This is a genomic window from Demequina activiva, assembly GCF_016862815.1.
Lineage (GTDB): Bacteria > Actinomycetota > Actinomycetes > Actinomycetales > Demequinaceae > Demequina > Demequina activiva.
Genome location: NZ_BONR01000006.1, coordinates 102,814 through 124,254 on the forward strand (window position 1 = coordinate 102,814; position 21,441 = coordinate 124,254).

The 21,441-nt window shown below is 69.7% G+C and carries 19 protein-coding genes; 7 read left to right on the top strand and 12 right to left on the bottom strand.

The window, feature by feature from the left end:
* Positions 1–42: 42 nt before the first annotated feature.
* On the bottom strand, positions 43–1,473 hold the full coding sequence (gene glnA, locus Dac01nite_RS11670) for a type I glutamate--ammonia ligase (protein ID WP_203657189.1): 1,431 nt from the start codon (positions 1,471–1,473) through the stop codon (positions 43–45).
* 182 nt (positions 1,474–1,655) lie between these two features.
* Between glnA and Dac01nite_RS11675 the strand changes: the two genes are divergently transcribed.
* Both Dac01nite_RS11675 and Dac01nite_RS11680 read left to right on the top strand, forming a co-directional pair.
* Positions 1,656–2,087: an RDD family protein gene (locus tag Dac01nite_RS11675; RefSeq protein WP_239066642.1), complete on the top strand. Its 432-nt coding sequence runs from the start codon at positions 1,656–1,658 to the stop codon at positions 2,085–2,087.
* Positions 2,080–2,727: an HAD-IA family hydrolase gene (locus Dac01nite_RS11680; protein WP_203657193.1), complete on the top strand. Its 648-nt coding sequence runs from the start codon at positions 2,080–2,082 to the stop codon at positions 2,725–2,727. The genes Dac01nite_RS11675 and Dac01nite_RS11680 overlap by 8 nt, the downstream gene beginning before the upstream one ends.
* 12 nt (positions 2,728–2,739) lie before the next feature.
* Here Dac01nite_RS11680 and Dac01nite_RS11685 read toward each other — a convergent pair whose 3' ends face one another.
* The 3 genes from Dac01nite_RS11685 to lipB all read right to left on the bottom strand — a co-directional run bounded on the left by Dac01nite_RS11685 (position 2,740) and on the right by lipB (position 5,452).
* Positions 2,740–3,435: a DUF4191 family protein gene (locus Dac01nite_RS11685; RefSeq protein WP_203657194.1), complete on the bottom strand. Its 696-nt coding sequence runs from the start codon at positions 3,433–3,435 to the stop codon at positions 2,740–2,742.
* Between the two features lie 299 nt (positions 3,436–3,734).
* Complete coding sequence (gene lipA, locus Dac01nite_RS11690) at positions 3,735–4,754, bottom strand: lipoyl synthase (RefSeq protein WP_203657197.1); 1,020 nt, start codon at positions 4,752–4,754, stop codon at positions 3,735–3,737.
* A complete protein-coding gene (lipB, locus tag Dac01nite_RS11695) occupies positions 4,751–5,452 on the bottom strand; it encodes a lipoyl(octanoyl) transferase LipB (RefSeq protein WP_203657198.1) in 702 nt (233 codons plus the stop codon). The genes lipA and lipB overlap by 4 nt, the downstream gene beginning before the upstream one ends.
* Before the next feature lie 62 nt (positions 5,453–5,514).
* Here lipB and Dac01nite_RS11700 point away from each other — a divergent pair, with 62 nt between their 5' ends.
* A complete protein-coding gene (locus tag Dac01nite_RS11700; protein ID WP_239066643.1) occupies positions 5,515–7,701 on the top strand; it encodes an MMPL family transporter in 2,187 nt (728 codons plus the stop codon).
* Between the two features lie 48 nt (positions 7,702–7,749).
* Positions 7,750–9,039 carry a protein kinase domain-containing protein gene (locus Dac01nite_RS11705; RefSeq protein ID WP_203657200.1) on the top strand — a complete coding sequence of 430 codons (1,290 nt, stop codon included), beginning with the start codon at positions 7,750–7,752 and terminating at the stop codon, positions 9,037–9,039.
* Here the strand turns inward: Dac01nite_RS11705 and Dac01nite_RS11710 are convergent.
* The 3 genes from Dac01nite_RS11710 to lpdA are packed head-to-tail and all read right to left on the bottom strand — an operon-like array spanning position 9,023 to position 13,240.
* Entirely contained in the window at positions 9,023–9,913 is an 891-nt protein-coding gene (locus tag Dac01nite_RS11710; protein ID WP_203657201.1) for a TIGR01777 family oxidoreductase, read from the bottom strand. The two genes, Dac01nite_RS11705 and Dac01nite_RS11710, sit on opposite strands and share 17 nt — an antisense overlap.
* Positions 9,914–9,923: 10 nt before the next feature.
* Positions 9,924–11,834, bottom strand: coding sequence for a 2-oxoglutarate dehydrogenase, E2 component, dihydrolipoamide succinyltransferase (sucB, locus tag Dac01nite_RS11715; RefSeq protein WP_203657203.1), 1,911 nt, complete (start codon positions 11,832–11,834; stop codon positions 9,924–9,926).
* A gap of 20 nt (positions 11,835–11,854) precedes the next feature.
* On the bottom strand, positions 11,855–13,240 hold the full coding sequence (gene lpdA, locus Dac01nite_RS11720; protein ID WP_203657205.1) for a dihydrolipoyl dehydrogenase: 1,386 nt from the start codon (positions 13,238–13,240) through the stop codon (positions 11,855–11,857).
* 90 nt (positions 13,241–13,330) lie between these two features.
* Here lpdA and Dac01nite_RS11725 point away from each other — a divergent pair, with 90 nt between their 5' ends.
* Positions 13,331–13,669 carry an oxidoreductase gene (locus Dac01nite_RS11725; RefSeq protein ID WP_239066644.1) on the top strand — a complete coding sequence of 113 codons (339 nt, stop codon included), beginning with the start codon at positions 13,331–13,333 and terminating at the stop codon, positions 13,667–13,669.
* Positions 13,670–13,725: 56 nt separating this feature from the next.
* Here Dac01nite_RS11725 and Dac01nite_RS11730 read toward each other — a convergent pair whose 3' ends face one another.
* Positions 13,726–15,165, bottom strand: a complete 1,440-nt coding sequence (locus tag Dac01nite_RS11730) for a leucyl aminopeptidase (RefSeq protein WP_203657207.1) — start codon at positions 15,163–15,165, stop codon at positions 13,726–13,728.
* Positions 15,166–15,197: 32 nt separating this feature from the next.
* On the opposite strand from Dac01nite_RS11730, the gene Dac01nite_RS11735 reads away from it, so the two are divergent.
* Positions 15,198–16,202, top strand: a complete 1,005-nt coding sequence (locus Dac01nite_RS11735; protein WP_203657209.1) for a quinone-dependent dihydroorotate dehydrogenase — start codon at positions 15,198–15,200, stop codon at positions 16,200–16,202.
* A gap of 9 nt (positions 16,203–16,211) precedes the next feature.
* Here the strand turns inward: Dac01nite_RS11735 and Dac01nite_RS12140 are convergent, their stop codons facing one another.
* The 4 genes from Dac01nite_RS12140 to nadA form a co-directional block, all read right to left on the bottom strand.
* Entirely contained in the window at positions 16,212–17,273 is a 1,062-nt protein-coding gene (locus Dac01nite_RS12140; RefSeq protein ID WP_239066645.1) for a phosphoribosyltransferase, read from the bottom strand.
* 178 nt (positions 17,274–17,451) lie between these two features.
* Positions 17,452–18,465 carry an aldo/keto reductase family protein gene (locus tag Dac01nite_RS11745; RefSeq protein WP_203657211.1) on the bottom strand — a complete coding sequence of 338 codons (1,014 nt, stop codon included), beginning with the start codon at positions 18,463–18,465 and terminating at the stop codon, positions 17,452–17,454.
* A gap of 65 nt (positions 18,466–18,530) precedes the next feature.
* On the bottom strand, positions 18,531–19,136 hold the full coding sequence (locus Dac01nite_RS11750; protein ID WP_203657213.1) for a DUF3043 domain-containing protein: 606 nt from the start codon (positions 19,134–19,136) through the stop codon (positions 18,531–18,533).
* 32 nt (positions 19,137–19,168) lie between these two features.
* Complete coding sequence (nadA, locus tag Dac01nite_RS11755; RefSeq protein WP_203657215.1) at positions 19,169–20,374, bottom strand: quinolinate synthase NadA; 1,206 nt, start codon at positions 20,372–20,374, stop codon at positions 19,169–19,171.
* Between the two features lie 40 nt (positions 20,375–20,414).
* Between nadA and Dac01nite_RS11760 the strand changes: the two genes are divergently transcribed.
* Positions 20,415–21,410, top strand: coding sequence for a glycerate kinase (locus tag Dac01nite_RS11760; RefSeq protein ID WP_203657216.1), 996 nt, complete (start codon positions 20,415–20,417; stop codon positions 21,408–21,410).
* Positions 21,411–21,441 lie beyond the last annotated feature (31 nt).

Here is a 21,441-nt window from a genome sequence, read left to right on the forward strand (position 1 = left end):
CCCTGTCGGGGTGGCGGGCCTTCGTGCCGTGTGCGCTACGACTCAGACGTCGTAGTAGAGCTCGAACTCGTGGGGGTGCGGACGGAAGCGCAGCGGGTCGATCTCGTTGGTGCGCTTGAAGTCGATCCACTCCTCGATGAGGTCCTCGGTGAACACGCCGCCCTCAGTGAGGAACGCGTGGTCCGCCTCGAGGGCGTTGAGCACCGCGGGGAGCGAGTCGGGGACCGTCGGGATCTGTGCGTGCTCCTCCGGGGGCAGCTCGTACAGGTCCTTGTCGATCGGCGCCGGCGGCTCGATCTTGTTCTTGATTCCGTCCAGGCCCGCCATCAGCAGTGCCGCGAACGCGAGGTACGGGTTGCCCGACGAGTCAGGCGCGCGGAACTCGATGCGCTTGGCCTTGGGGTTCGAGCCCGTGATCGGGATGCGGACCGCAGCGGAGCGGTTGCGCGCCGAGTACACCAGGTTGACGGGAGCCTCGTAGCCCGGCACCAGACGGTGGTAGGAGTTCACCGTGGGGTTGGTGAACGCCAGCAGCGAGGGGGCGTGCTTGAGGATGCCGCCGATGTACCAACGGGCGACGTCGGAGAGGCCGCCGTAGCCGGACTCGTCGTAGAACAGCGGCTCGCCGTCCTTCCAGACCGACTGGTGCACGTGCATGCCGGAGCCGTTGTCGCCGAACAGCGGCTTGGGCATGAAGGTCGCAGTCTTGCCGTTCTTCCACGCGACGTTCTTGACGACGTACTTGAACTTCATGATGTCGTCCGCAGCGTGGAGCAGCGTGTTGAAGCGGTAGTTGATCTCCTGCTGGCCGGCGGTGCCCACCTCGTGGTGCGCGCGCTCGAGCTCGAGGCCGACCTCGCCCAGGACGGTGCAGATCTCGTCGCGGATGTCCGCCATCTGGTCGCCGGGGGAGACGGGGAAGTAGCCGCCCTTGTAACGGGTCTTGTAGCCCAGGTTGGGGGAGCCGTCGAGCTCGGTCTCCTTGCCGGTGTTCCACCAGCCCTCGGAGGACTCGATGTGGTAGTAGCCCTCGTGCTGGTTGGTGTCGAAGCGCACGGAGTCGAAGATGAAGAACTCGGCCTCGGGGGCGAAGAACGCGGTGTCGCCGATGCCGGTGGACTTCAGGTACTCCTGCGCCTTCATCGCGACGTTGCGCGGGTCACGGGAGTAGGGCTCGTCGGTGAACGGGTCCACCACCGAGAAGTTGACGACCAGCGTCTTCGCCTTGCGGAAGGGGTCGACGTAGGCGGTCTGAAGGTCCGCGATGAGCTTCATGTCCGACTCGTTGATGGCCTGGAAGCCACGGATCGAGGATCCGTCGAATGCCGCGCCATCCTCGAGGACGGTCTCGAACTGGGCTGCGGGGACATTGACGTGCTGCATCGAACCCGGAAGGTCACAGAAGCGAATGTCGATGTACTCGACGGCCTCGTCCTTCACAAAAGCGATCGCCTCTTCGGCAGTCTTGAACATCCGTTTGCTCCTTGCAATGTCAGGTGTGCTCGGGCTAGCAAGGCCCACCCTAGGGGTAGGCCGTTTCCCCCAGGTTCATGGCGTGTTACAAAACTGTTTCCTACCACCTGGGAGCGCGCGTCAGCATCGGCGCTGTCACGGCGTCGTCGTCGAGCCTAGCCCACCGCGCCTACCATGGTCAGGTGTCCGAAGCCCCCTCCCCGCGCCCCAGCGCGCTCGTCGGAAGGCGGCTGCTCGGCATCGTCATCGACTGGGTGCTGTGCCTGCTGATCTCCTCCGCGTTCTTCACCTCCGCATCGGCCGCCGCGGTCGTGACCACGGGTATCGAGCGCGTGCTGCTCTCCGGTGATCAGTTCGCCACGCTCGGCATCTGGGCGCTTCAGCACCTGATCCTCGTGGCGACCATCGGCACCACGGTGGGACACCGCGTCGTCGGCGTTCGGGTGGTGCGCATCGACGGCGCTCCGTACGTTGGCGTGGCCAAGGCGCTCGCGCGCACCGTCCTGCTGCTGCTCGTGATCCCCGCGGTGGTGTGGGATCCGGACGGCCGAGGGCTTCACGACCGTGCAGCGCAGACCCGCATCGTCAGCACGCGAGGAGGTGGCGATGCCTGACCTCGACGTGGCAGGCGTGCTGTGCGACATGGACGGCACGCTGGTCGACTCGAATGCGCTGGTCGACGTCATGTGGAACGAGTTCGCGGATGCCCACGGGCTGGACGCCGCGGAGGTGCGCCACTTCGCGCACGGCCGGCCCTCGCGCGCGACCATCGCCCGCTACGTGGACGACTCCGACGGCCGTGCCCACTGGCAGGAACGCATACACGAGATGGAGGCCACCCGCTTCGACGGCGTGGTCGAGATCCCGGGGGCGCGCTCCTTCACGCGGGCGCTACCGCACGGTCGCTGGGCGCTCGTGACCTCCGCGATGCACGCTCCGGCCCGCGCCCGCCTCCAAGCGGTGGGGATCGAGGCTCCGAGCATCGTGATCGGCGCCGACGACGTCGAGCACGGCAAGCCTCATCCCGAGGGATTCTCCCGCGCAGCGCGAGAGCTGGGTGTCGACCCCCGTGACTGCGTCGTGTTCGAGGACACCGACGCCGGCATCGAGGCCGGACGCGCGGCCGGCTGCACCGTGGTCGTGGTGGGAGGCAATGACTCCGCGCTCACGCGCGCTCTGCCGCGGGTCGCGGACATGCGTCAGGTGCGCGTCCGTGTCAGGGGAGCGCGCATCGGCCTTTCGCTTCCGGGCTGAGCCCGGGACGGCTCAGCGTCCGCGCATCGCCTTGCGGTCGGGGCGAGCGCGCATGGGGTCAACGCCCTTCGGGACCGGCAGCCTTTGCCCGCCGATGGCATCCAGGCGGGCCGTCACCGCGGCCCGCTCACTCTTGGACAGCACCTTCTTGGGGCCCTTGACCGCCTTGGTGAGCTTGCTGAGCGGGACCTCATCGGCATGAGTGCCCACGTAGATGGTGTGCACCGGCACGCCCGGCACGAGCTTGTTGATGCGTCGCGTGGCGGCGGCGACCTGCTTGGTGGCTGCGTTGCCGCCCTCGGCGATGAGCACCACGCCGCCCTTGCCGACGCCACGGAACACGATCGACTTCCCGCGCGGGTCCACCGAGATGGGGTCGTCCGCGAACTGGTAGCTGCCGCGCATGTTCTGTGCGATCGACAGCGAGGCGCCGATCTGCCCCTCCATGCGCTGGAACATCACCTTCTCGAAGCGGCGCGTCAGGGTGAACAGGCCCGCGAGAGCCGCGGCCAGCACACCGAAGATGATCACGTACACGAGCACGATCGTGTTGTCGAACAGCAGTCCGATCACCACGGACAGCGCGATGATCGCCACCGGGATGATGATGATCAGCGGCAGTAGCCACCTGTCGTGCGGCGCGGCGGCCTGGTAGGCCTGCGCGATCAGCTTGTACCAGCGGGGCTTCTTCTCGGGTTCCTTAGCCATGATGGCGCCCAGTGTAGTCGCTCAGGTCACCCTGTTCCCCTCCCCAGAATTTGGCACCATTTTCATCGCTCAAGGTACGAAACGATGAAGAACGCTCCGCTGCGGTGAGCGGTATCGCGGCCGAAGCATCGGACGCACAGGCGCCTGTCGGGTAGCCGGGACTGGGTCGAAGCGAGACGCGCCCACGGACGGTGCGGCGAGCATCGGCTGCATTGGCGCCGATGCGGTGGAGACTTCTTCCTCATCAACGCCCTTGGGCGATGAAAGTGGTGCCAAATTCTGGAGGGAGGGGAGGTGACTCAGCAGGACGGGCGGGCTGCTCGCGAGAGCAGGGTCGATGCCTCCTGGCGTGCCTCCATGGGCTCGCCCAGGTGCGCCAACGCCTCCGGGATGGCACGGCCCTTGCGGGTCATCGCCTGGCCCCAGAGCCGGCCCGCGCGGTAGCTCGAGCGGACCAGCGGCCCGGACATGACTCCCAGGAAGCCCATCTCCTCGGCGGCGTCGGAGAGCTCGACGAACTCCTCCGGCTTGACCCAGCGCTCGACCGGGTGGTGGCGCGGGCTGGGACGCAGGTACTGGGTGATCGTGATGAGGTCGCAGCCGGCGTCGTGCAGATCCTGAAGCGCCTGCACGGCCTCATCGAACGTCTCGCCCATTCCCAGGATGATGTTCGACTTGGTGACCAGGCCGTCCTTCTGAGCCTCAGTGATGACCTGCAGCGAACGCTCGTACCGGAACGCCGGGCGGATGCGCTTGAAGATGCGCGGCACGGTCTCGACGTTGTGAGCGAGCACCTCGGGCCGCGAGGAGAAGACCTCGGCGAGCTGCGCGGGCTCTGCGTTGAAGTCGGGGATCAGCAGCTCGACGCCCGTGCCGGGGTTCAGCTCGTGGATCTTGCGCACCGTCTCCGCGTAGAGCCAGGCACCGCCGTCGGCGAGGTCGTCTCGCGCGACTCCGGTGACCGTCGAGTACTTCAGGCCCATCTGCTGGACCGACTGTGCCACCTTGGTGGGCTCCATGCGGTCCAGGGGGGAGGGCTTGCCGGTGTCGATCTGGCAGAAGTCGCACCGGCGGGTGCACTGGGCGCCGCCGATGAGGAACGTCGCCTCGCGGTCCTCCCAGCACTCGAAGATGTTGGGACAGCCCGCCTCCTCGCACACGGTGTGGAGGCCGCCGGACTTCACCAGGCCCTTGAGCTCGTTGTACTCGGGGCCCATGGTGGCCTTGGTGCGGATCCACTCGGGCTTGCGCTCGATCGGGGTCTCCGCATTGCGAGCCTCGACGCGCAGCATCCGGCGTCCCTCGGGTGCGATGGTCACACGGTCTCCTTGGGGTGATCGGGGACAGGCGTGGCGCTGCCTGTGGGCTGCGCCGTCTCCCAGCGTACGTCCGTCAGGGCGCTTTCCAGGAATCCCAGGGCTGCGGGCACGACGTCCGCGATGGCGACGTCGCGACCCAGCTCCTGCGACAGCGAGGTGACGTCCGCATCGGCGATCCCGCACGGCACGATGCGGTCGAACTCGGCGAGCGCGGGGTTGCAGTTGAATGCGAAGCCGTGCATGGTCACGCCCTTGGCGACGCGCACTCCGATCGCGCAGATCTTGCGCTCGCGCCGGACGTCCGTCGCAGGGAGCCAGACGCCGGAGCGATCCTCGACCCGCAGGGTGTCCAGGCCGTAGGAGGCGCACAGGTCGATGAACGCCTGCTCGAGCGCCCGCACGTACTTGACCACGTCGACCGGCTCGCGCAGGCGCACGATCGGGTACCCCACGAGCTGGCCGGGACCGTGCCACGTGATGCGGCCGCCGCGGTCGACGTCGACCACAGGCGTGCCATCGACGGGTCGATCCCACGCTGCGGTGCGCCGTCCCGCGGTGTAGACGTCCTCGTGCTCGACCACGATCACCGTGTCCGCGCGTGCGCCAGCCACGCGATCGGCGTGGACGGCGCGCTGCAGATCCCATGCCTCGTGATACGGCACGGCACGCGTCCCGAGGTCGAGGTCGATGATGTCCATAGGTCTCCAGGCTAACCGGTGGGAATGCGGTCGAATTCCCCGCGTTGAGGCACGATATGAACATGTCCTCTCGCGCGTGGCTCCGGCCCATCCTCGTCGTTCTCGTCATCGTCGGCTGGCTCGCGATCGGGGGTGCGGGCGGGCAGACGTTCGGCAAGCTCTCCGACGTCCAGGAGAACGACGCTGCGGCGTTCCTGCCCGAGTCCGCGGAGTCGACCCAGGCAGCCGAGCTGCACGCGCAGTTCGTTCCCGTGCAGGCCGTCCCCGGCATCTTCGTGGTCGATGGCATCTCCGGACCCGAGGACATCGCGACTGTCGAGGAGTTCGTCGCTGCCGTGGTGAGCGTGCCGATCGAGGGCGACACCCAGGGCAGGACCGTGGGCGACGTGCTGTCGCCGCCCGCATCCGAGTCCATGCCTCAGGTGGTGCCCTCGGAGGATGGCGAGGCCGCGCTGGTGGCCTTCAACATCGATCCGTCGGTGATCGAGGAGACCGTGGGCGAGGAGTCGCTGGGCCAGCTGGTCGCGGAGACCATCAGGGCCGAGTGGGCGGAGCTCGACTCCGAGCTGGATGGCCACCTCACCGGCGCGCTCGGCGTCCTCGCGGACCTGCTGGCGGCCTTCGCTGGCATCGATGGCATCCTGCTGGTGGTCGCGCTCGCCGTGGTGCTGGTGATCCTCCTGGTCGTCTACCGCAGCCCCGTGCTGCCGTTCCTGGTGCTCTCCACGTCTCTGATCGCGCTCACGGGCGCCATCCTGGCGGTGTTCGCGCTCGCCGATGCGGACGTGATCACCCTCAACGGCCAGTCCCAGGGCATCATGTTCATCCTGGTGGTAGGTGCCACGACCGACTATGCGCTGCTGCTCGTCGCCCGCTATCGCGAGGAGCTGCTGCGGATCGAGTCCCCGTACTCCGCCCTCTGGCGCGCGTGGCGACGCTCCCTCGAGCCCATCGCCGCATCGGCGGGCACGGTCATCCTGGGCCTGCTGGTGCTGCTGCTGAGCGACCTGAAGTCGAACGCCGCGCTCGGCCCTGCCGGCGCCTTGGGAATCGCGGCCGCGCTGGTGGCCGCGCTGACGCTGCTGCCTGCGCTGCTGCTGATCGGCGGCAAGCACGCCAGGGGAGTGTTCTGGCCTGCGATGCCGCGCTACTCCGCCGAGGCCGGGGCCGCCGCGGCGGACCCGTCCGCTGGCTCTGGCTTCTGGCCGAGGGTGGCCCGCGGCGTCGACGCGCGGCCGCGCCGCACGTGGATTCTCGCCGCTCTGGGCCTGGTGGCCTTCGCCGCGTTCCTGCCCACGTTCAAGGCGGGCGGCCTGGGCGAGCAGGACGTGTTCACCCGCGAGACGGACTCGGTCCAGGGCACCGCCGTGCTCGAGGACCACTTCGCCGCGGGCGCGACGTCACCCATCCGCATCATCGCTCCGCAGGATCAGGCCGATGCGGTGGTCGACGCCGCGAGCGGCGTCGACGGAGTCGAGCAGGCGTACATCCTGACGCCGTCCGTCGCTCAGGGCGCGCCTCCCGGCGTCGCCGGTCCGGAGGACCCCATCGTCGTGGACGGCATGGTCGAGGTGGTCGCGGTGACCCAGGTGTCCTCGAGCTCCGCAGAGGCCTCTGACATCGTCCAGGACGTGCGCGACGCCGTGCATCCCGTCGACGAGGCGGTGCTGGTGGGCGGATCTGCCGCTGAGCAGCTCGACACCCGGATCACCACGCAGCGTGACACGATGATCATCATCCCCACGATCCTCGCCGTGATCTTCGTGGTGCTGGTGATGCTGCTGCGGGCGATCGTCGCTCCCGCCCTGATCGTGCTCGCGAACGTGCTGTCGTATGCGGCGACCATCGGCCTGTCCGCGATCCTGTTCAACCACGTGTTCGACTTCCCGGGGTCCGACCCCGCCGTGCCGCTGCTGGGCTTCGTGTTCCTCGTGGCTCTGGGCGTGGACTACTCCATCTTCCTGATGTCGCGCGCGCGCGAGGAGTCGTTGCAGCACGGGACGCGGCCAGGAGTGCGCCGCGCCCTCGCCGTCACCGGAGGCGTGATCACCTCTGCGGGCATCGTCCTCGCCGCCACCTTCGCCGCGCTGGGAGTGATCCCGCTCATCTTCCTCGCGCAGATCGCGGTCATCGTCGGCCTCGGCGTCCTGGTCGACACCTTCGTGGTGCGCTCGCTGCTGGTGCCCGGGCTCGTGGCGGACATCGAGCGTCCCGTGTGGTGGCCCTGGACCAGACGCATCCCGCGCTGATCCTGTGGATAACGTCCGCGGTGCCGCCACGCGCGGCATCGTGGATGCATGACCAGCGCCCGCGAGACTGAGCCGACCCGCCGCACGCTGCTGCGCTCGCTTGGGCGCGGCGACGACGTTCTCGCACGAGCGCAGTCCCGTGCCGGCGCACTCGCCCAGCTCGCTCATCCCGCCGTCCTGACGGCGTCCAGCGTCCACGCAGGCGCAGACGGCGAGGTCGTGGTCGCCGTGCCTCGCATCGACGCGATCGATCTGGCCGAGCTCGCGAGCCGCCGTCGCCCGCTTGCGCTCGAGGAGTGCGTATGGCTCGGGGCGAAGATTGGCGAGGCGCTCGAGGCGATGCACGGCTCGGGGCTCGTGCACGGCGACGTCGCTCCTGCGAACGTGCTGCTCACGGGAGACGGGGTGATGCTCGTGGACACCATGAGCGCCATGCTCGAACATGAGTCCGGAACGCCCGGCTTCCGCGCCCCCGAGCGGCGCGAGGGCGCGACCGCGCCTGGGGACATCTACGCGCTGGGCATGCTGCTGCGCTGGTGCGCCACAGAGGACGCGTCCACCAGGATCGAGGCCTGGACCGCCCCCATGCTGGTGAGAGACCCGTCGCGCCGCCCGCCAGCCCAGGTGGCCGTCCGCGCACTGCGCCGCTGCGGTCCCGCGGGCCCGGTGGCCCTGCCGGTGTCCGAGGATGTGGTGGCGTCGACGCGCGCGAGGGTGCGCGAGCAGACGGAACGGATCGCTCAGGGGCGACCCTGGCGCGTGCGCCGATGGGTGCTGCGAGGGGCCGCTGGGGTGGTGGTCGCTGCGTGCGCCGTGGGAATCGTGGTCGCGGTCCCGCGGGCGGTCGACGCGGCACTCCCGGATCCGACGGCGGGCTCGACGTCCGTCGCCACGGATGGCCGCAGCGAACGGCCGGTGAGCGTGAGCGCCAGGGGGGAGCGGACGGAGAGCGCGAGCGTCTCAGGCGAGCGGCCCGATGCGGTGGGCACCGCCCTCTCGATGACGCAGGCGCGCTTCGAGGCTCTCGCGACCGGCGATCCTGCCGCGCTGCGGGAGATCTCCGCGGAGGGAGCCGTGGCCGATCAGCTGTCGGACCTGGCGCACCAGCTCGAGGCACGCGCCCTGCGCTTCGAGGGGCTCGAGCTGACCGCCCTGGAGGCCACGGTGGTCGAGGCCACCGACACCCATGCCACCGCGAGCGTCGACTACGAGGTGAGCGACCACCGCGTGGTCGATCGCGGCACGGCCGTCGAGCGAGAAGGGTATGCGCAGAGCGTGACGATGGAGCTCCGCTGGGAGGACGGCTGGGTGCTGAGCTCCGTCAGTGAACGCGGATGACGCTCGCGGCGGCGGCTTCGATCTCTGGGTGGTCCCAGGTGAAGCCCCACCGCTTCAGCACGCCGGGAGTCGCATGCTGGCTGGAGAGCAGGTCCTCGACCGCAGGGCCCTCGACGATGCGCAGAGCCCATGCCGGCACGGGCAGCCCCGGATGCTTGCCGGCGGCCTCGCTGAACGCTCGGATGAGGTGGGCGTCGCGCGCGGGGGACGGTGCGACGACGTTCACGGCGCCGTGGTGGTCGGTGTCGACCAGGAATCGCAACGCCCGGATGTGGTCGTGCAGCGTGATCCACGAATGCCAGGCATCGCCCGAGCCCAGCGAGCGCAGCAGTCCTCGCGTGACGAGCGGCAGCAGCCGCTCGGCGAAGCCGCCGTGCGGGGCGAGCACGAGTCCGGTGCGAATGAACGCGGTCCGCACCCCGGCGTCGACGGCGGGCTGTGCGGCCGCCTCCCACTGGGTGACGATGTGCGCGAGCAAGGAGGTGCCGGGTTCCGAGCGTTCGGACAGGCGCTCCTCACCGCGATCGCCGTAGTACCCCATGGCGGAACCTTGGAGGAGAACTCCGGTGTGCGACACGTCGGCCAGGGCTCGTGCGAGGGTGCCCGTCGAGTCCAGGCGCGACTGCAGCACCACCTGGGCGTAGGAGTCCGTCAGGCGACGGCTGCCGATCGAGGCGCCCGCGAGGTTCACCACGACGTCAGCGTCAGCCAGCACCTGGTGGTCGACCTCGCCCTTCGACGGGTCCCAGGCGCTCTCGTGCGCTCCGCGCGCCTCCCGGCGCACCAGCGCGATGGCGTCGTGACCGTCGGCTCGCAGCGACTCCTTGAGAGCCGTTCCGATGAGTCCGGACGAGCCGGCGATCACGACGCGCATGCGTGCGGCGTCAGAGGCCCAAGTCGGCCTCGAACGCCCCCTCCTCGATGCGCTTCTTCACCGACTGCAGGAAGCGAGCAGCGTCCGCACCGTCGATGAGGCGGTGGTCGTAGCTGAGCGGCAGGTAGCACATGGGGCGGATCGAGATCACGTCCTCGCCATCGGGGCCCTTGACGACCACGGGACGCTTGACGATCGCGCATGTGGCGAGGATGCCGGCCTGAGGAGCGGGCACGACGGGGGTGTCGAAGAGCGTCCCGACAGATCCGGTGTTGGTCACGGAGAACGTGCCACCGGAGATCTCGTCGGCCTTCAGGCCACCCGAGCGGGCGCGCTCGGCGAGGTCCGCGATGGCCAGCGCCTGCTCGGGCAGCGACTTCGCATCTGCCTCGCGCATCGTGGGCAGCATCAGGCCCTTCTCGGTGTCGACGGCGATCGACAGGTTCACCGCGGGGTGGTAGACGATGGACTTGCCGTCCTCGCTCACCGACGCGTTGACGTTCGCGTGCTCCATGAGCGCCTCGGACACGGCCTTCGTGAAGAAGGGCAGGAACGAGAGGTTGACCCCGTGCTTGTCCTTGAACGCGTTCTTGCTCTGCGAGCGCAGCGCCCAGATGCGGGAGCAGTCGACCTCGATGACCGAGGTGAGCTGCGCCATGCCGTGCAGCGACTCCATCATCTTGTCTGCGGTGACCTTGCGAATGCGGGTCATCTTGACGGTCTGGCCACGCAGCTCCGAGACCACGGGCTCCGTGGTCGGTGCGGGTGCGCTCGCCGCGGCGGCAGGAGCCGATGCGGGGGCCGACGGGGCTGCCGGCTTCTCCGCCGCGCTCAGCACGTCCTCCTTGCGGATGCGGCCACCGACACCCGTGCCGGTGATCGACGCCAGGTCGACGCCACGCTCCTTGGCGAGCTTGCGCACGATGGGCGTGACGTAGCCCGATCCCGTCGACGCCGGCTCGGCAGACTGCGCGGCCGGAGACGAGGCCGACGGCTCCGCGGACTCCACCGGAGACGCGGCGGGGGCGGAGGCCTCCGCAGGTGCGGACTCCTGGGCGGCGGGCGCAGCGGCCTCGGCTGCCGGGCTCGACGCGGGCTCCGCCTGCGCGGGCTCGTCGGCCGTCGACTCCGGCTGTGCAGGAGCGGACTCCTGTGCTGGAGCGGAGGGCTCGGCGGGTGCGGACGCCTGTGCCGGAGCGGAGGGCTCGGCGGGAGCGGCGCCTGCTTCGCCGATGCGTGCCAGGACGGCGCCCACCTCGACGGTCTCATCCTCGTCCACGAGGATCTCGTTGAGGGTGCCGGCGACGGGCGAGGGGATCTCGGTGTCGACCTTGTCCGTCGAGACCTCGAGCAGTGGCTCGTCGACCTCGACGGAGTCGCCAACGGACTTCAGCCAGCGGGTGACGGTGCCCTCGGTGACGGACTCGCCGAGAGCGGGCAGCGTCACCTCCTTGCCGCCGCCTGAGGCCGCGGGCGCGGACTCGGACGCCGCAGGAGCGGAGGGCTGAGCGGGCGCCGACGGCTCAGCGGGTGCGGACTCCTGCGCAGGTGCAGAAGGCTCGGCAGGCGCGGACGCCTGTGCCGGAGCGGACTCCTGTGCCGGAGCGGAGGGCTCGGCGGGGGCGGAGGGCTCGGCAGGTGCGGACTCCTGTGCCGGAGCGGAGGGCTCGGCGGGAGCCGCGCCTGCGTCGCCGATGCGTGCCAGGACGGCGCCCACCTCGACGGTCTCATCCTCGTCCACGAGGATCTCGTTGAGGGTGCCGGCGACGGGCGAGGGGATCTCGGTGTCGACTTTGTCCGTCGAGACCTCGAGCAGGGGCTCGTCGACCTCGACGGAGTCGCCAACGGACTTCAGCCAGCGGGTGACGGTGCCCTCGGTGACGGATTCGCCCAGGGCCGGAAGTGTGACGTCATTGCTCATGATGGGAATTGTCTCCGATATCAGTCGTGGGCGTGAAGGGGCTTGCCGGCCAGGGCCAGGTGTGCCTCGCCCATCGCCTCATTCTGCGTCGGGTGAGCGTGCACGAGCGGCGCCACATCCTCGGGGTGCGCCTCCCAGTTCACGATGAGCTGTGCTTCGCCGATCTGCTCGCCGACTCGAGCGCCGAGCATGTGGACGCCCACCACGGGGCCGTCCTTCACCCGGACCAGCTTGATGAAGCCCTGGGTGGCGAGGATCTGGCTCTTGCCGTTGCCCCCCAGGTTGTACTCGAGGGTCTCGACGGCATCGTCGCCGTGGATCTCCTTGGCCTGCGCCTCCGTGACGCCCACGGACGCCACCTCGGGCTCGCAGTAGGTCACGCGAGGGATGCCGGACTCCACGATCTTCTGGGGCGACAGCCCCGCGATGGTCTCCGCGACGAAGATGCCCTGCTGGAAGCCGCGATGTGCGAGCTGGAGGCCGGGCACGATGTCGCCCACCGCGTAGATGTTCGCGACGCCGGTGTGCAGGTTCTCGTCGGTGAGCACGAACCCGCGGTCCACCCGCACGCCCTGCTCCTCGTAGCCCAGTCCGGACGTCCGAGGACCGCGACCGACGGCGACCAGCAGCAGGTCCGCCTCGAGGACGGTGCCGTCCTCGAGGGAGACCTTGACGCCCGCGTCGGTCTGCTCGACGCCCTGGAACCGCACGCCGAGCTTGTAGTCGATCTTGCGACGACGGAACGCGCGCTCCAGTCCCTTCGAGAGCACCTCGTCCTCGTTGGGCACGAGGTGCGGGAGAGCCTCGACGATGGTGACATCCGAGCCGAAGGACTTCCACACGGAGGCGAACTCGACGCCGATGACGCCGCCGCCGAGCACGATCACGCTCTTCGGGACGGTGTCGAGGCCCAGCGCCTGGTCCGACGTCATCACCCGGCCGCCGATCTCGAGGCCCGGCAGCGAGCGCGCGTAGGAGCCCGTCGCGAGGACGATGCTCTTGGCGGTGTAGCGCTCGCCGCGCACCTCCACGGCATCGGGGCCCACGAGCGTTCCGTGGCCCTCGATGACCGTCACCTTGCGCGACTTGATCAGACCCTGCAGTCCCTTGTAGAGGCGGTCCACCACGCCCTGCTTGTACTGGTTGACGACCGTCATGTCGATCGAGTCGAGCGTCGCGTTCACGCCGAACTTCGAGCCTTCGCGCGCGTTGTCGGCGAGCTCGGCGGCGTGCAGCAGCGCCTTGGTGGGGATGCAGCCGTTGTGGAGGCACGTGCCGCCCACCTTCGACTCCTCGACGAGGCCCACGGTGAGGCCGAGCTGAGCGGCGCGCAGCGCGGCGGCGTATCCGCCGGAGCCTCCGCCGAGAACGAGCAGGTCAAACGAGCGAGGGGTGGACTCGGTCACTGTATGCACTCCTTGTGAGGATGTCGGTATCACCCATCTTGCCACCTGTCAGCGGTGACGCGAACCCTGGGCGATGACTACCCTGGGGGCATGAGCTTCTTCTCGCGCATGTTCGGCTCCAAGGGCGGCGATGCGGCCGCGACGGGCACCGGTTCCAAGGAGGCGCGGGCGGAGACCATCGCGCATTTCCGTGAGTTCGTGGGGAGCCGCCAGGGCTGCGAGGCATTCGTGGAGCCGCCCACCCGGGTGACCCAGACCACCATGGTCGTGGTGGCGGATTCGGGGGAGTGGACCAGACGTCGGGTGCCGGACACCGCGACGGCCATGAAGCTCGCGAAGCAGCTGGGCGTGCCGGCGTTCGATGTGAACCTCTCCGGCTACCCGTCGCGGATGCGAGAGTGGAACGAGCAGCACCGCAAGGGTCGCTGAGACGCGAAGGGCGCCCGCGGCCGGGTGGCCGCAGGCGCCCTTCGACGCGTCGCCGACTAGAGGCCGGCGCGGTTCTCCAGGAAGCGGAACATGGTGCGCACGGACGCTCCGGTCGCGCCCGACGGGTTGAACCCCCACGGCGAGCCCTCGTTGAACGCGGGTCGCGCGATGTCCAGGTGCGCCCAGGGCGTGTCGCCCACGAACTCCTGCAGGAAGACGCCTGCGGACAGCATGCCGCCCATCGGGTCGCCGATGTTCTTGAGGTCCGCGACCTTCGAGTCGAGGCTGTCGCGCAGGTGCGCGGGCAGCGGCATGGGCCAGAAGGCCTCATCGACGGAGTCCGCAGCGGCCACGACCTCAGCGCGGATCTCGTCCGCACCCATGACGCCTGACGTGCGCGAGCCCAGCGCGACTCCCTGGGCGCCGGTGAGGGTGGCGATGTCGAGCACCACGTCGGGGTTGTCCTCGATGGCGCGCACCAGGCCGTCTGCCATCACGAGTCGGCCCTCGGCGTCCGTGTTCAGGACCTCCACGGTCTTGCCGCCGTAGATGCGAATCACGTCAGACGGGCGCTGCGCGGTGCCGGACGGCATGTTCTCCGCCAGGCACAGCCAACCGGTGACCTTGACCGGCAGCTCGGCCCGTGCTGCGGCGATCACGATGTGCAGGACCGCCGCGGCGCCGGACATGTCCGACTTCATGGTCTCCATGCCCTTCGGCGGCTTGAGGGAGATGCCGCCGGTGTCGAAGGTGATGCCCTTGCCCACGAGCGCGACCGAGCTCGTCGCGCCCTCCGGTGCCCACTCGACCTTGACGAGACGGGGGAGCCGCGACGAGCCCATGCCGACTCCGAGGATCCCGCCGAAGCCCTGCTCGGCGAGCTCCGGCACGTCCCACACCTCGACGTCGATCGGAAACTGCTGCGCGTAGGCCTGGGCGGCCTCGGCGACCGCCGCGGGGTACATGTCCAGCGGGGGAGTGTTGACCAGGTCCCTGGTGCCGGAGACGGCGGCGGCCAGGATCGACGCCCGCGTGATCGCGGCGTCGGACGCGCCGGCGACGTGCCAGTCGGCTCCCTGATAGCCCGCGACCGCGTCGTCGGACTTGTAGTCGTTGAAGGTGTAGGCGCCCAGCAGCGCGCCCTCGGCGATGGCGGAGGCGTGCGCGTCGTCGGCGGCGGGAAGAGCCACCACGACGCTCGCCGGACGCTTGCCGCATGCTCGTGATGCTGCGCCGGCTGCGAGACGCAGGTCGCCCTCCGAGCCGTCGCCCACGCCCACCACGACGATGCGGGTGGCGCTGACGTCCGTGCCGGGGAGCACCACGGTGGAGCCCACCTTGCCAGAGGGCTCCAGGGCCGACGCAGACGAGGCGATCGCCGCGCGGACGTCCTCGGGCAGTTGCGGGTGGGAGGTGACATCGCCGTCGTAGCCCACGATCAGGGCGTCCGCGTCGATGGTGCTGACAGTGTCGCTTGTGGCGTTCAGTGAGGTCATGAAACGAGCCTATCCCGCGCTACGTTGGTCGCGTGTACAGGCTCTTCTACGACCAGCTGCTCGTGCGGATCGACGCCGAGAGGGCCCATGCGTTCGGCGTCAGCGCCTTCAGGTACGGGGCGTGGGCCTTCCGGCTCGGGCGCGCCATTCGTGCCCAGCGGGGAGCGCCGGCCCCCGTCGAGGCGATGGGGATCACGTTCCCCGGGCGCCTGGGGCTGGCTGCGGGGATGGACAAGAACGCCGATGCGGTCGTGGGGCTGTCCGCCGCAGGCTTCGCGTTCGTCGAGGTCGGGACCGTCACGGCGCACGGGCAGCCGGGAAACGAGCGCCCGCGCTCGTGGCGAGAGCTGGACGTGCACGGCCTGCGCAACCGCATGGGGTTCAACAACGAGGGCGCCGATGCCGTCGCGGCACGCCTCGCGCGCCTGCGCTCCACGGCGGCCGGGCACCGCGTGGTGCTGGGCGTGAACATCGGCAAGACCAAGGCGACGCCGGCGGAGGATGCGGCGAGCGACTACGCCTACTCGGCGACTCGCCTCGCGCCGTATGCCGACTATCTGGTGGTCAACGTCAGCTCCCCGAACACTCCGGGCCTGCGCGACCTGCAGTCGACGGAGTCGCTGCGGCCCATCCTGACCGCCGTGCGCGAGGCGGCGGACGGCGCGACCGCACAGCGCGTGCCGCTGCTGGTGAAGATCGCGCCTGATCTCGCTGACGCGGACGTCGATGCGGTCGCGGACCTGGCCGTCGAGCTCGGGCTCGACGGGATCATCGCCACGAACACGACCATCGCGCACGAACGCGGCCCGGGAGGGCTGTCCGGACCGCCGGTGCGGGCGAGGGCGGTCGAGGTCGTGGCTCGTCTGAAGGCACGCGCCGGCGATGCCGTCACGATCATCGGGGTGGGCGGCATCGAGAACGAGCGGGACGCGCGTGCCCTGCTGGAGGCTGGAGCGACGCTGCTGCAGACCTACACCGGGTTCGTGTACCAGGGACCTGGGTGGGTCGCGAGGCTCAACGCGTCGCTGGGTGCGTGATCGCGGCGCTCACTGCCGCAGCGCCGCCAGCACCTCGTCGTCCGCGGTCTGGGTGAAGTCCTCGTACCACTGGCCCACGGACAGGAAGGGCTCGGGCGTGATCGCGGCCAGACCACGGTCGGCGTGCCGGCTCAGCATGGCGAGCACGTCCGGGGGAGCCGCGCCCACCGCGACGATGACGTGCGCGGCCCCCATGGACCGCGCGACCGCGATGGCTGCCAGCGCCGTCGATCCGGTGGCGGCGCCGTCGTCGACGACGATCGCCGTCGCCCCGTCGAGCGACAGGGCTGGCTGGCCCTCTCGGTAGAGCGCGATCTTGCTCGCCAGCGCCGCTCTCTCCTTCTCGACCACGGCGTCGACCTCCTCGCGCAGGAGGTCCGCGGCGGCGACGATGCGGTCATCGATCCACGGTTCGCCACCTTCGCCGATCGCGCCGAACGCGTACTCGGGGTTGGTGGGCAGTCCCAGCTTGCGCACCACCAGCACATCGAGGGGGCAGCCAAGTGCTCGGGCCACCGGGGCAGCGACCGGCACGCCGCCGCGCGGGAGCGCGAGCACGATCGGATCGGCAGGGGCCAGGGCTGCCACGACCGGAGCGAGCCGGGTGCCCGCGTCGGCGCGGTCGCGCAGCGGTGCTTGATCGCGATCGATGGTGGCGCCGGCGTCGGTCATCTCGTCTGCCCAACGCTCGAGTGCCGCAAGGTGCTCCACGTCCTTGGGCCGGCCCAAGCGGCGCTTGTATGCCACGACGTCCGCGATCGAGGCGACCCACAGTCCGTCGACCTGCGACGCCCGTGCGGCCACCGCATCGGCGCTCTGCCCGTGCCAGCCGGAGAACGCCTGGATGCCGCCCGGCAGGTCGATCACGCGATCGCCGAGCTCGCCATCGCGCTCGGGACCGCGCTGTGCCAGGGCGTCCCACGCGGAGCCGGTCGCGACCAGGTCGACGTCGCCCACCTGGGAGATCGCGCCATGCGCGAGCAAGGGGACGCTACCGGTCAGGATCACGCTCTCGACGGGCAGGTCGAGGCTGTGTACCAGGTCGATGACTGCGGGCCAGTCGAGGGTCATCTGTCCACCGTAGACGCGTCGCTCATCGTTCGCCCGAGGCGTGGGAACAAGCCGCAGCGGCGGACCGTTCATTGAGTGTGTGCCCCCTGCCAGGTGCACGCATTGTTTTCTCCTTTGATGCGCATCGGCCCCGGAAGTCCTTGGACGTCCGGGGCCGATGTGTGTCTGGGGCGCGGCGTCAGGCCGGGCGCTCCTGCGGGTTGGTCTCGACGGTCTTGAGCGGGTCGCGCTCGACGATGTCGCCCAGAGCCTCGTCGATGCGGGTCATGAGCTCGGCCGGGATCTCGACTCCGGAGGCCTTGGCGTTCTCCGTGACCTGCTCGGGACGCGAGGCACCGATGATGGCTGCGGACACGTTGGGGTTCTGCAGCACCCACGCGATCGCGAGCTGCGCCATCGTCAGGTCGAGCTCCTGCGCGATCGGCTCGAGCTTCTGCACACGGGTGAGGACGTCGTCGTTCATGAACCGCTTGATCATGTCCGCGCCGCCCTTCTCGTCTGTGGCGCGGGAGCCCTCCGGGGGAGCCTGGCCGGGCTTGTACTTACCGGTGAGGACGCCCTGCGCAACGGGGGACCAGACGATCTGGCTGACGCCGGACTCCTCGGAGGCGGGGACCACCTCGTCCTCGATCACGCGCCACAGCATCGAGTACTGGGGCTGGCTGGAGATGAGCTGGATGTTCAGCTGGTCAGCGAGCTTCACGCCCTCACGGATCTGATCCGCGGTCCACTCGGACACACCGATGTACAGCGCCTTGCCCTGGCGCACCACGTCCGCGAACGCCGTCATGGTCTCCTCGAGCGGCGTCTCGTAGTCATAGCGGTGCGCCTGGTAGAGGTCCACGTAGTCGGTCTGCAGGCGGGTCAGGGAACCGTTGATGGACTCCATGATGTGCTTGCGGGACAGCCCCACGTCGTTCGCGCCCTTGGGGCCGGTGGGCCAGTAGACCTTGGTGAAGATCTCGAGGCTCTCGCGACGCTCGCCCTTGAGGATGTCCCCGAGCACGGTCTCCGCGGCGGTGTTCGCGTAGACGTCCGCGGTGTCGAAGGACGAGATGCCGACGTCGAGGGCTGCCTTCACGCAGGCCGCGGCCTGCTCGTTCGCGACCTGGGAGGCGTGAGTGAGCCAGTTGCCGTAGGTGAGCTCCGTGATCTTGAGGCCGGAGTTGCCGAGATAGCGATAGTTGATCATGCGGCCAGCCTACGACGACTCCGCGCCTGTTTTCTACCGAGTGGTCAGAAAGCCCCTGGGCCGGGTCAGGCGGGGTACTCGCCGCGCTTGACCTTGGCACGCGGCGTGCGGAAGCGGCGGAGGTTCAGCGCGCGGGAGATGATGTAGAACGTCCAGCCGCGCGGGAGCTTGTCCTCGCCGAACTTCGCGATGAAGTGCTTCTTGCAGCGCTTGACGGTGATGAAGGTCTCGACGGCCGCCGCCAGCACGATCACATAGAAGGCGAGCACCAGCAGGAAGCTGATCGGTCCGGCGATCTGACCGGTGAACAGCGACAGCACCACGAACACGATCGCCATGGGCAGCAGGAACTCGCCGATGCTCGTGCGGGCATCCACGAAGTCGCGAAGGAAGCGGCGCTCGGGGCCACGGTGCTCGGCCGGCATGTTGCGCTCGTCGCCCTCGCGCATGGCCTTGTACTCGGCCTCGCGGCGGGCGCGGTCCTTGGCCTTGCGCTCCTTGGCGTCCGCCTTCATGTCCACCACCAGGCCGCGCTTGTTCGCGGCCTCCTGCTCCTTGCGCTTGGGCGTGGGCCGACCCTTGCCCACGGGCGCCTGCTCGACGCCCTCGGCGGCGGCATCGGTCGAGGGAACCTCGACGGTGGAGTCTTCGGAGTGGTGGCGGGGAGTCATGTCTTCCTTGCGTGCGGCCGATGCGTGGCCGGCTAGTCCTGGGATGCGTCCTTGGCGGGCAGGGCAAGCATACGGTCAAGCGCGACGCGCGCCTCCGTCTGCGTCTGCTCGTCGACGACGATGCGGTTCACCACGTCACCGGCGACGAGCGACTCGAGCGCCCACACCAGGTGCGGGAGGTCGATCCGGTTCATGGTCGAGCAGAAGCACACCGTGTCCTCGAGGAAGTGGATGTCCTTGTCGGGGTGCGCGTTCGCGAGGCGGCGCACCAGGTTCAGCTCGGTGCCGATCACCCAGCTCGAGCCGGGCTCCGCCGCGTCGAGGGTCTTGATGATGAACTCCGTGGAGCCCACGTAGTCCGCGCCGGTCACGACCTCGTGGGTGCACTCCGGGTGCACCAGCACGTTGATGCCGGGCACCTTCTCCCGAGCCGCGTCGACGTTCTCCTTGCGAAAGCGCCCGTGGACCGAGCAGTGGCCCTTCCACAGGATCACTCGTGCACGCTCGAGCTCCTCCGGGGTGTTGCCGCCGTAGGGCTTGCGAGGGTCGTAGACCACGCAGTCCTCGAGTGCGAGTCCCAGCTGCAGCACGGCGGTGTTGCGACCCAGGTGCTGGTCCGGAAGGAACAGCACCTTGCCGTCGCCGTCGACGCCACCCACCTGGTCGTAGGCCCATCGCATCGCCACCTCGGCGTTCGAGGACGTGCACACGACGCCCTGGTTGCGTCCGCAGAACGCCTTGATGGCGGCAGTCGAGTTCATGTAGGTCACGGGCACGGTGCGGTCCGCGATTCCGGCCTCGGCGAGCTGCTCCCAGGCGTCCTCCACCTGGTTGATGTTCGCCATGTCCGCCATCGAGCAGCCAGCGGCCATGTCAGGCAGCACCACCGTTTGGTCGTCGGAGGTGAGGATGTCCGCGCTCTCCGCCATGAAGTGCACGCCGCAGAACACGATGAACTCCGCCTCAGGACGCGCCGCTGCGTCCCGAGCCAGCTTGAAGGAGTCACCGGTCACGTCAGCGAACTGGATGACCTCATCGCGCTGATAGTGGTGGCCCAGGATGAAGACGCGCTCGCCCAGCGCGGCCTTCGCGGCGCGGGCGCGCTCGACGAGGTCGGGGTCAGACGCCTCCGGCAGACCACCGGGACAGTCGACGCCCCGCTCGGACAGCGGGTCGCGGCGCTTGCCGAGCAGCAGCAGCGCGGGGGACTCGGACGGTTCCGTGAACGTCGTGGTCATGCCGTCCATCTTCTCACGTTCCCCACGGCACAATGCAGGCATGCGCATCGTGGTCCTCACCGAGTCCTGGCCCGCAACGGACGTTCCTGTCGTCACCGCGCCGGAGGTGGCGCGAACGGTCAGCGAGGCCTGGAAGGCCACCGTCGCCGACGCCGTGGTCGAGGCGTTCGCCCTGGGAGACGGCGGGGCGCGCAGCGCCGATGCGCTGCCCGGGGCACGCAGCGCGGTCGGCGGAGCGCAGGTGGTGGACGCCGGCGGATCCCTGGTGCTGACGCCTGCGGACGGCGCCCGGCGCTGGGAGCCGCACGCTCTGGCCGCCGCGTTGCTGGGACTCGCGGCGGAGCATGTCCATGCAGTGCCGTCCCGCACCGTCGTGGTCCCCGTCGGGGACGAGTCACCCGCCGGGGACGCGACCGATGTCTGGTTGGGCGGCCTTGCACAGATGCGCGCTGCCACCTCGGTGCTGGACCTGGTGGTGGCGGTGGGTTCCCAGCGGCCCCTGCTGGGATTCCATGGCATGAGCGCGGCCCTGAGGGACGGCCGGGAGAGCGATGAGGCGATCGGCCGCGCGGCGCAGGCGCAGGAGGAGCGATGGGCGCTCATCGCCCGCGAGGCGGACCCGCTCGCGGCGCAGCGCTCGCTGCTCGGCTCATCCCGGCTCTCCGACCAGCCCGGCACCGGCGCCGCGGGCGGGCTCGCCTACTGCCTCGCGGCCCTGGGTGGGCGGCTCCTGCCCGCTGCGCAGATCCTGGCGAGCCTGAGCGGCGCCGAGGCGGCGGCGGAGCACGCGGACCTGGTGGTCGCGGTGGTGCCTCGGCTCTTGCCGCGCACGCTCGACGAGGGCGCCGTGCCGGCGGCCAGCGCACTCGCGGCTCGCACCGGCGTTCCCGCGGTCATCCTTGCCCCCAGCACGCGCATCGGCCGTCGGGACCTCATGAACGCCGGGGTGGCCTCAGCGCACGAGGCCACGACGGGCCTCGACGGGCTGCGGCAGGGTGTGAGGCGCGTCGCCCAGACCTGGTCGCGACGTCCCTGAGGCGACGCGCGCAGCTGGGGGTGTCGCGCAT